The organism is Microcystis sp. M44BS1, from assembly GCF_020244875.1.
Classification (GTDB): domain Bacteria; phylum Cyanobacteriota; class Cyanobacteriia; order Cyanobacteriales; family Microcystaceae; genus Microcystis; species Microcystis panniformis.
Window position 1 is genome coordinate 1 of the sequence record NZ_JADBVM010000156.1, and the last position, 7,172, is coordinate 7,172.

At 44.8% G+C, this 7,172-nt stretch carries 13 protein-coding genes; 12 read left to right on the forward strand and 1 reads right to left on the reverse strand.

Going from position 1 to position 7,172, the window contains the following annotated elements; translation table 11 throughout:
* Nucleotides 1-900: 900 nt before the first annotated feature.
* The 7 genes from IM515_RS12645 (at nucleotide 901) to IM515_RS12675 (ending at nucleotide 3,961) form a co-directional block, all read left to right on the forward strand.
* The gene (locus IM515_RS12645; RefSeq protein ID WP_002789717.1) at nucleotides 901-1,131 is read left to right on the forward strand and encodes a hypothetical protein; all 231 of its coding nucleotides are present in this window, start codon (nucleotides 901-903) and stop codon (nucleotides 1,129-1,131) included.
* 31 nt (nucleotides 1,132-1,162) lie between these two features.
* Nucleotides 1,163-1,843 carry a hypothetical protein gene (locus IM515_RS12650; protein WP_110544411.1) on the forward strand — a complete coding sequence of 227 codons (681 nt, stop codon included), beginning with the start codon at nucleotides 1,163-1,165 and terminating at the stop codon, nucleotides 1,841-1,843.
* An 83-nt stretch (nucleotides 1,844-1,926) separates the two neighbouring features.
* A complete protein-coding gene (locus tag IM515_RS12655; RefSeq protein WP_287630576.1) occupies nucleotides 1,927-2,073 on the forward strand; it encodes a PEP-CTERM sorting domain-containing protein in 147 nt (48 codons plus the stop codon).
* Nucleotides 2,074-2,262: 189 nt separating this feature from the next.
* Nucleotides 2,263-2,508 (forward strand): UPF0175 family protein, encoded by a 246-nt coding sequence (locus IM515_RS12660; RefSeq protein WP_002770883.1) that lies wholly within the window; start codon nucleotides 2,263-2,265, stop codon nucleotides 2,506-2,508.
* Entirely contained in the window at nucleotides 2,505-2,990 is a 486-nt protein-coding gene (locus IM515_RS12665; protein ID WP_193961461.1) for a PIN domain-containing protein, read from the forward strand. The genes IM515_RS12660 and IM515_RS12665 overlap by 4 nt, the downstream gene beginning before the upstream one ends.
* 318 nt (nucleotides 2,991-3,308) lie before the next feature.
* Nucleotides 3,309-3,584: a hypothetical protein gene (locus IM515_RS12670; RefSeq protein WP_002752933.1), complete on the forward strand. Its 276-nt coding sequence runs from the start codon at nucleotides 3,309-3,311 to the stop codon at nucleotides 3,582-3,584.
* A complete protein-coding gene (locus IM515_RS12675; protein ID WP_002770875.1) occupies nucleotides 3,581-3,961 on the forward strand; it encodes a clan AA aspartic protease in 381 nt (126 codons plus the stop codon). The genes IM515_RS12670 and IM515_RS12675 overlap by 4 nt, the downstream gene beginning before the upstream one ends.
* Before the next feature lie 480 nt (nucleotides 3,962-4,441).
* On the opposite strand, the gene IM515_RS12680 is transcribed toward IM515_RS12675, so the two are convergent.
* Nucleotides 4,442-4,840, reverse strand: coding sequence for a hypothetical protein (locus tag IM515_RS12680; protein WP_287633400.1), 399 nt, complete (start codon nucleotides 4,838-4,840; stop codon nucleotides 4,442-4,444).
* A gap of 358 nt (nucleotides 4,841-5,198) precedes the next feature.
* Here IM515_RS12680 and IM515_RS12685 point away from each other — a divergent pair, with 358 nt between their 5' ends.
* From IM515_RS12685 to IM515_RS12705, 5 genes are all read left to right on the forward strand, one after another.
* Nucleotides 5,199-5,474 carry a hypothetical protein gene (locus IM515_RS12685; RefSeq protein WP_002752924.1) on the forward strand — a complete coding sequence of 92 codons (276 nt, stop codon included), beginning with the start codon at nucleotides 5,199-5,201 and terminating at the stop codon, nucleotides 5,472-5,474.
* A complete protein-coding gene (locus IM515_RS12690; protein WP_272082527.1) occupies nucleotides 5,471-5,839 on the forward strand; it encodes a clan AA aspartic protease in 369 nt (122 codons plus the stop codon). The genes IM515_RS12685 and IM515_RS12690 overlap by 4 nt, the downstream gene beginning before the upstream one ends.
* 110 nt (nucleotides 5,840-5,949) lie before the next feature.
* Complete coding sequence (locus IM515_RS12695) at nucleotides 5,950-6,096, forward strand: PEP-CTERM sorting domain-containing protein (protein WP_287695535.1); 147 nt, start codon at nucleotides 5,950-5,952, stop codon at nucleotides 6,094-6,096.
* A gap of 127 nt (nucleotides 6,097-6,223) precedes the next feature.
* A complete protein-coding gene (locus tag IM515_RS12700; RefSeq protein WP_002763445.1) occupies nucleotides 6,224-6,460 on the forward strand; it encodes a DUF4160 domain-containing protein in 237 nt (78 codons plus the stop codon).
* The gene (locus IM515_RS12705; RefSeq protein ID WP_002752921.1) at nucleotides 6,441-6,749 is read left to right on the forward strand and encodes a DUF2442 domain-containing protein; all 309 of its coding nucleotides are present in this window, start codon (nucleotides 6,441-6,443) and stop codon (nucleotides 6,747-6,749) included. Before IM515_RS12700 ends, IM515_RS12705 begins: the two co-directional genes overlap by 20 nt.
* Nucleotides 6,750-7,172: the final 423 nt, after the last annotated feature.

Genomic DNA, 7,172 nt, shown 5'->3' on the forward strand with positions numbered 1-7,172 from the left:
GAAGAATACGCAAAATCTTTTAATTATGATCTCAAGGCAATATTTGACGATCTTAGAGAAAAGCAAATTGCCAGTGGACGTAAAGTTATTAAGCTCCCGATCAAGCGACAGTATAACAAATCACTGCACCCGACCGAGAGTGCGATCGTCTTCACGCACTGAAAGTTATTAGCTGTAGGGTGCGTTCCCTAAGGTGACTCCTACTGCTCCACCGATCGATTTTTGGGGAACGCACCATGCACATTGATTGCAGCTGTGATACCAAATCCTGTTACAATAAAACGAGTAAAGACGAGGTTTTAGACCCGATTTTTTTGATACCATTTAGTGAATAATCGACCTCTGGTAAGCTAGGGAGCGCCAGAGCAGGGAGAGCAGAGCATTTGTACTAAATTGTCCTGTCTTTTTTCTCCTCCTGTCTGGGATTCTCCTCACCTAAGGTCAGATTTTTGATTTTTGCAGGGGCTCTATAGCGGTTTTCCCAGAAGTGAGTCCCGATTGAATCTATCAAGGGATTTACGATACCTTACCCGAAATAATAGTGAAATTTTGTGACAAAGTGCAGCCAGATATAAGAATCTTTGCTACCTTCCTAGAAGGCTTCTATGATAAGTCTCCTTAAAGGAGATTGTTTGCAGTAAGCTAATCTGGCTAACAGGCTTTTGGGCGTGATATAGGGGAAAGTTCTGGCGATCGAGCCTAAATGGGGTGATATGCCGAAAGTTGACCCATATCGTTACTTTTAAGAGTGTTATACGGAAAGTTTCCGTCACTGAAAAAACTATTGAGTTGGGCTGAAAACAAAAAGAAAACTACAAATAACAGATGTCCTGAGTCTGACGAAAGTTTTCTGAACATCGGTTAAAATAGGGAAATTGTAGTGTTTATTGCGATGAACCCATGACCAAACTGCTTCAACAGGCAATTGCTCAAATCCAGCAACTCCCACCCGAACAACAAGATGCGATCGCGGCTCGATTTTTGGCGGATTTAGAAGATGAACACAAATGGGAAACTCGTTTCGCCGCCACAACAGAAGAGCAATGGGATCAGATGGCTGCAATGGTGCGTCAGGAAATAGCTAAAGGTGAAACCATGCCACTTGATCAAGTTTTTCCAACACAAAAATGAACAAAGCGCAGATTTGGAGTAAGCGAAAAGTATGAAAGATACAATACGGAAAATACTAGAAATAGCATCTAATCTTTCAAAAGACGATCAGATACTCGTAGCAACTAAAATTCTCAATGACACATTTAGTATAAGTGAAGTGGCATCAGAGCCTGAGCCTGAAAAGAAACTTGGTAGTACGACAGAAGTCGTAGATGTTACTACCGATAGTCTATTGGGAGATAGCCCTTCGATAGAGAGACCTACTCCTGCACAGATCAGGCAAGTATTTGAGATTGACACGGACAGTGATTCTCTTGTTAACTTGGTACGCTCTGGGGGGATTTCTATTGACAGCATTATTCTTAATAAAAGAAGTTCCCAAGTCCCACAAAACTCTGAGGAATCAGATTATGAAGCTTGTATCAAAATTAAGAATATCACGAGCGAGAAAATTCAGGCTATTATCCCAAAAGGTCAAATTTTTCAGAACCTAGAAGCTCGTGGCTCCAATGGAAGCCGTGGATTCCAGAACATAGTTAATGCTGAAGACTGTCCAATCACTCTAAATCCTGGTCAAGAGGCTGTATTTTACCTTCCTGGTCATTGCTTGAATAAAAATCTAGCATCACCTTCTGGTCAAGATGCTCATATAGTTCCTCTCAAAGTCAAATTTAGTTTTGGCAATCAACAAGATGTTTGGAACAGCGTTCAGAGTCTCCTTCGTCCCTAAAATATGTATGCAGCCAATATTGTAGGGTGCGTTCCTTAATGTGACTCCTATTGCTCCACCGATCGATTTTTGGGGAACGCACCATGCACATTGATTGCAGCTGTGGGTTTAAGTGCGATACCGCTCCTCCCGCCACCACCCCAGAACCCTCTGCCCTCGTCGGTCTGGGGGCAGTCGTCGCTCTGGGGGCTGGCTTCAAGCGCCGCCCCACCCAAGCAGACAAAAACTAAGCGTTAATTGAAGGTATTACAACAGGAGAACCGCAAGGGTCTCTTTTTTGCTATTTAAAAGAGGATTATTTGATATTTGCTTCTTTTTAATGGAGATTGGAGAAATCATCAACCTCCCTCAAGGCACTAGACACAAGCGAGCTATCATAAAACCATCGCTGATTTGACAATCGCCAACCCCTAAAAATTATGAGCGTAGTTATTCCTAATGACATACTGACCGCATCAGGACTCTCCGAAGACGAGCTAAAACTAGAAATCGCCATCATGCTCTTTAAACAAGACAAAATCAGCATTGGCAAAGCCCGTCATCTTGCAGGCATGAACCTCCTCCAATTTCAACACGAACTTAATCTAAGAGAGATTTGTGTCCATTATGACCTTGAAGAATTAGAAGAAGATATCCAAACCTTACAAAAACTAGGCAGACTATGATCGTCGTGAGTGACACCTCACCCATTACCAACCTAGCCGCCGTTAACCAGTTAACCCTTTTGCATCAACTCTATGGAACAATTATCATTCCTCAAGCCGTTTATGACGAAATGGCGAGTTTAGGCTACGCTGTACCTGGCACGATTGAAATCATGACCTTATCTTGGATAGAAACACGGCCCGTCACCCAGCAAAACCAAGTTAATCAACTACTCAATAAATTAGACCGAGGAGAATCAGAAGGGATTATTTTAGCGCTAGAATTAGGCGCAGATATATTAATTTTGGATGAAAGAAAAGGACGCAAAGTCGCACAATCTCTTGGGCTAAATATTACTGGAATATTGGGCGTTTTACTCGAAGCCAAGCAAAAAGAATTGATTATGAATATTAAACCGATTATTGATCAGCTAATCTTAAAAGCAGAATTCCGAATTAGCGAAACACTCTACAGAAAAGTTTTGACCATTGCGGGAGAATGATTCTATTGCAATATTTCAACCTATTTTACAAAGTGCGATGCCGAAGGCACTGCGTAGCAGCACGCCGATCTTGTAGGGTGCGTTCCCTAATGTGACTCCTACTGCTCCAGCGATCGATTTTTGGGGAACGCACCATGCACATTGATTGCAGCTGTGGGTTTAAGTGCGTTCCCTAATGCAAGTTAAAGTCAGATGTAGGCTGGGTTGACAAAAGGAAACCCAACAACTTCTAGTTTAATCCCCTCCGCCACCTCAACGATAGACACCTCCATTGCTCAGGGTAAAATGAAGGGGCATAGTTGAAAAGAGGTCAAATCTATGACAGTTCGACAACCCCGCTACAGCAAAGAAGAGTTTGCCCGACGTGGCGATGAGATTTATGAATCTCAGGTGCGCCCCCAAATTGAGGAAGGTAATCATGGCAGAATTGTGGCGATCGACATCGAAACTGGAGCGTTTGAGCTTGCCGACGATACGATGACTGCGACTCGGCGACTTTATGAACGATTGCCTGATGCTCAGCCTTGGGTTGTTCGGATCGGCTATCGCGCCGTTCATCGTTTCGGCGCACGGAGTTTAAAAGACGCTCTATGATGATGCAGGGTTACGTCAATCAGAATTACGAAGCAATGCTTTCCTTGGTTGTGAGGAACGGCGACAAACTTAAATCCATTACTGCTGTGATCGATACAGGGTTTACAGGGTTCTTGAGTCTCCCGATTGCTACTATTAGAGAACTTGAATTGTCTTGGAGTTACCGCGATCGGGCAACCTTGGGCGATGGTAGCGAAGTCTTATTTGATATCTATGATGGCATGGTGATTTGGGGTGGGCAGTATCGAGAAATCGAGATTAATGCAGCAGAGACAGAGCCATTGATTGGAATGAGCCTGTTGCGCGGTTATCGGTTGCAAGTCGATACAGTCCAAGGCGGATTGGTTACGATTTCGGAGTTACCGATCGCAGTGTGATGCCGAAGGCACTGCGTAGCAGCACGCCGATCGCTGTAGGGTGCGTTCCCTAATGTGGCTCCTACTGCTCCACCGATCGATTTTTTGGGGAACGCACCATGCACATTGATTGCAGCTGTGATACCAAATCCCGTTACAATAAAACGAGTAAAGACGAGGTTTTAGACCCGATTTTTTTGATACCATTTAGTGAATAATCGACCTCTGGTAAGCTAGGGAGCGCCAGAGCAGGGAGAGTAGAGCATTTGTACTAAATTGTCCTGTCTTTTTTCTCCTCCTGTCTCGGATTCTCCTCACCTAAGGTCAGATTTTTGATTTTTGCAGGGGCTCTATAGCGGTTTTCCCAGAAGTGAGTCCCGATTGAATCTATCAAGGGATTTACGATACCTTACCCGAAATAATAGTGAAATTTTGTAACAAAGTGCAGCCAGATACAAGAATCTTTGCTAGATTTCTAGAAAGCTTCTGTGATAAGTCTCCTTAAAAGGAGATTGTTTGCGGTAAGCTAATCTGGCTAACACGCTTTTGGGCGTGATATAGGGGAAAGTTCTGGTGATTGCGTCTAAATGGAGTGATATGCTGGAAGTTTCCAAATATCGTTACTTTCAGGGGTGTTATACGGAAAGTTTCCGTATAATTAGTAGTTATGCCGACAAGCTTCCGAATAGTGTGATCGCCGATCTTGTAGGGTGCGTTCCCTAATATGGCTCCTACTGCTCCAGCGATCGATTTTTGGGGAACGCACCATGCACATTTATTAAAGCTGTGGGTTAAAGTGCGATGCCGAAGGCACTGCGTAGCAGCACGCCGATCTTGTAGGGTGCGTTCCCTCATGTGACTCCTACTGCTCCAGCGATCGATTTTTGGGGAACGCACCATGCACATTGATTGCAGCTGTGGGTTAAAGTGATCGCCGATCTTGTAGGGTGCGTTCCCTAATATGGCTCCTACTGCTCCAGCGATCGATTTTTGGGGAACGCACCATGCACATTGATTGCAGCTGTGGGTTAAAGTGATCGCCGATCTTGTAGGGTGCGTTCCCTAATGTGGCTCCTACTGCTCCAGCGATCAATTTTTGGGGAACGCACCATGCACATTTATTGAAGCGCCGATTCAAATTTGAAGTGCACCACTGGGGGGCTTCCAATGAGGCGGCTCATCAGTAGTAGAGCGGGAGCACTTCGTTAGAATAAATCAGAGTATAATTAAGGCAAAATACTGAGTTGAGGTCAACCAGATGGCAGTTCGTCAACGGCGTTATCCCAAAGATGAGTTAGCCGAGCGAGGGCAAAAACTCTACGAATCTGGCATTCGGCAGCAAGTCGAAGCCGGTAATGAAGGTAAGATTGTAGCGATCGACATTGAAACTGGAGAGTTTGAAGTCGATGAAAACGTTGTGCCTGCAACTAATCGGCTCTTTGAACGTCACCCCGATGCCCAACCTTGGATCATTCGTATCGGACATCGCGCTGTTTATCATTTCGGGGCACGGAGTTTGAAGAAAAATCCATGATGGAAGGTGTTGTAAATTTGCGGCGTGAAGCCACGCTAACGATTGTAGTCGGAAACTCAAATCGGCAACTGCAAGCGGTTGACGCGGTGATTGATACCGGGTTCAATGGATTTTTATCTTTGCCCTCTACAATCATCGCTACATTAAATTTACCTTGGAGTGGTTCTGATTTTGTCACGCTGGGTGATGGCAGTGAAACTTATTTTGATCTGTACACTGGGACTGTGATATGGGATGGGCAGTACCAAGAGATTGATATTGCAGAATCAGAAACAGAGCCTCTACTAGGAATGGCGCTGCTTTACAGATATCGGTTGCAGGTCGATAACATTGAGGGCGGTAAGGTCAAGATTGAAGCCTTATGAGCCAGTGCTAGAAGAGATTCGGTGAGGCGCGGTCTAACAACGCAGCCGTAGGGTGCGTTCCCTAATGTGGCTCCTACTGCTCCACTAATAGATTCTTGGGGGAACGCACCATGCACATTGATTGCAGCTGTGGGTTTAAGTGCGATGCTGCTCCTCCCGCTCAAACCCCGGAACCCTCTGCCCTCGTCGGTCTGGAGGCTGTCGTCGCTCTGGGAGTTGGCTTCAAGCGCCGCCCCACCCAGGCAGAAAAAAACTAAGCGTTAGTTGAAGGTATGACCCCAGGAGATCCGCAAGAGTCTCTTTTTTTGTGGGTAATTGTGAATTAGAGAAATTGACATATAATAAGAGCATAGAGCTAAATATACCTTGAAAATAGCTTTTCTCATGCCTACCGTCCTTCAAGTTGGGCCTTACAGTTTTATCTTTTTCAGTTCAGATCAACGAGAGCCAGCCCATATCCATGTCAAACGCGATCGCAAACTCGCTAAATATTGGCTTGATCCCATTACCTTAGAGAAAAACCGAGGATTCAAAGAACATGAATTAAACCAGATTGCTAAACTAATAACAGAACATCAACCCGCAATCCTAACCGCATGGCATGATTACTTTGACCCTTGAAACCGAGCCAATTGCCCATCAAGTGACCCTAACCGACGATAAATTAATAATCGACCTAGCCGACGGTCGCAGCATCACCGTTCCGCTAACATGGTACCCTCGTTTACTGCACGCCTCCCCCGCCGAGCGTCAAAATTGGCAACTCTTAGCGGATGGATGTGCTATCGAATGGCTCGATCTAGATGAGCATATTGGTATCGAAGGACTATTAGCTGGTCGGCGCAGTAGCGAGAGTTCACGCTCCCTGAATCGATGGTTAACAACTCGCAGACAAACTGTAACCGAGTAAATGGGGACAATGTTTCTGTGGTGCCACCCCAACTCCTCCATTCTTGCCCTGTAATTTATATCAAAATTTACTTAAACCTTGACAATGAGGCAGAGGCTTAACAACGAGCGATCGCGCTTTTCTTGGCGCTCTGGGATCAACCCTGCCAGATGGCAAATCTCCCGCTTTTTTTGAAAAACACCAGCAAAATAGCACGCGAAAACCTGGAGCTAGAATTTTGTGTTCCGGTAGTGATTCGGTAGTAGTGGTAAGCCATCTTGCTTATCTGGACTGAGTCGTGTAGGCTCTTTGGTTTGTGTTATGCAATGGACGGGGGTTATAAGGGATGGAACCCTTATATAGAAAGGCATTTAGCGATTTTTGTCAATTGTTTTTTATCTAGAGCGAACTAATCAATTAAGTCTCTTGCCAGATAAGGATTTA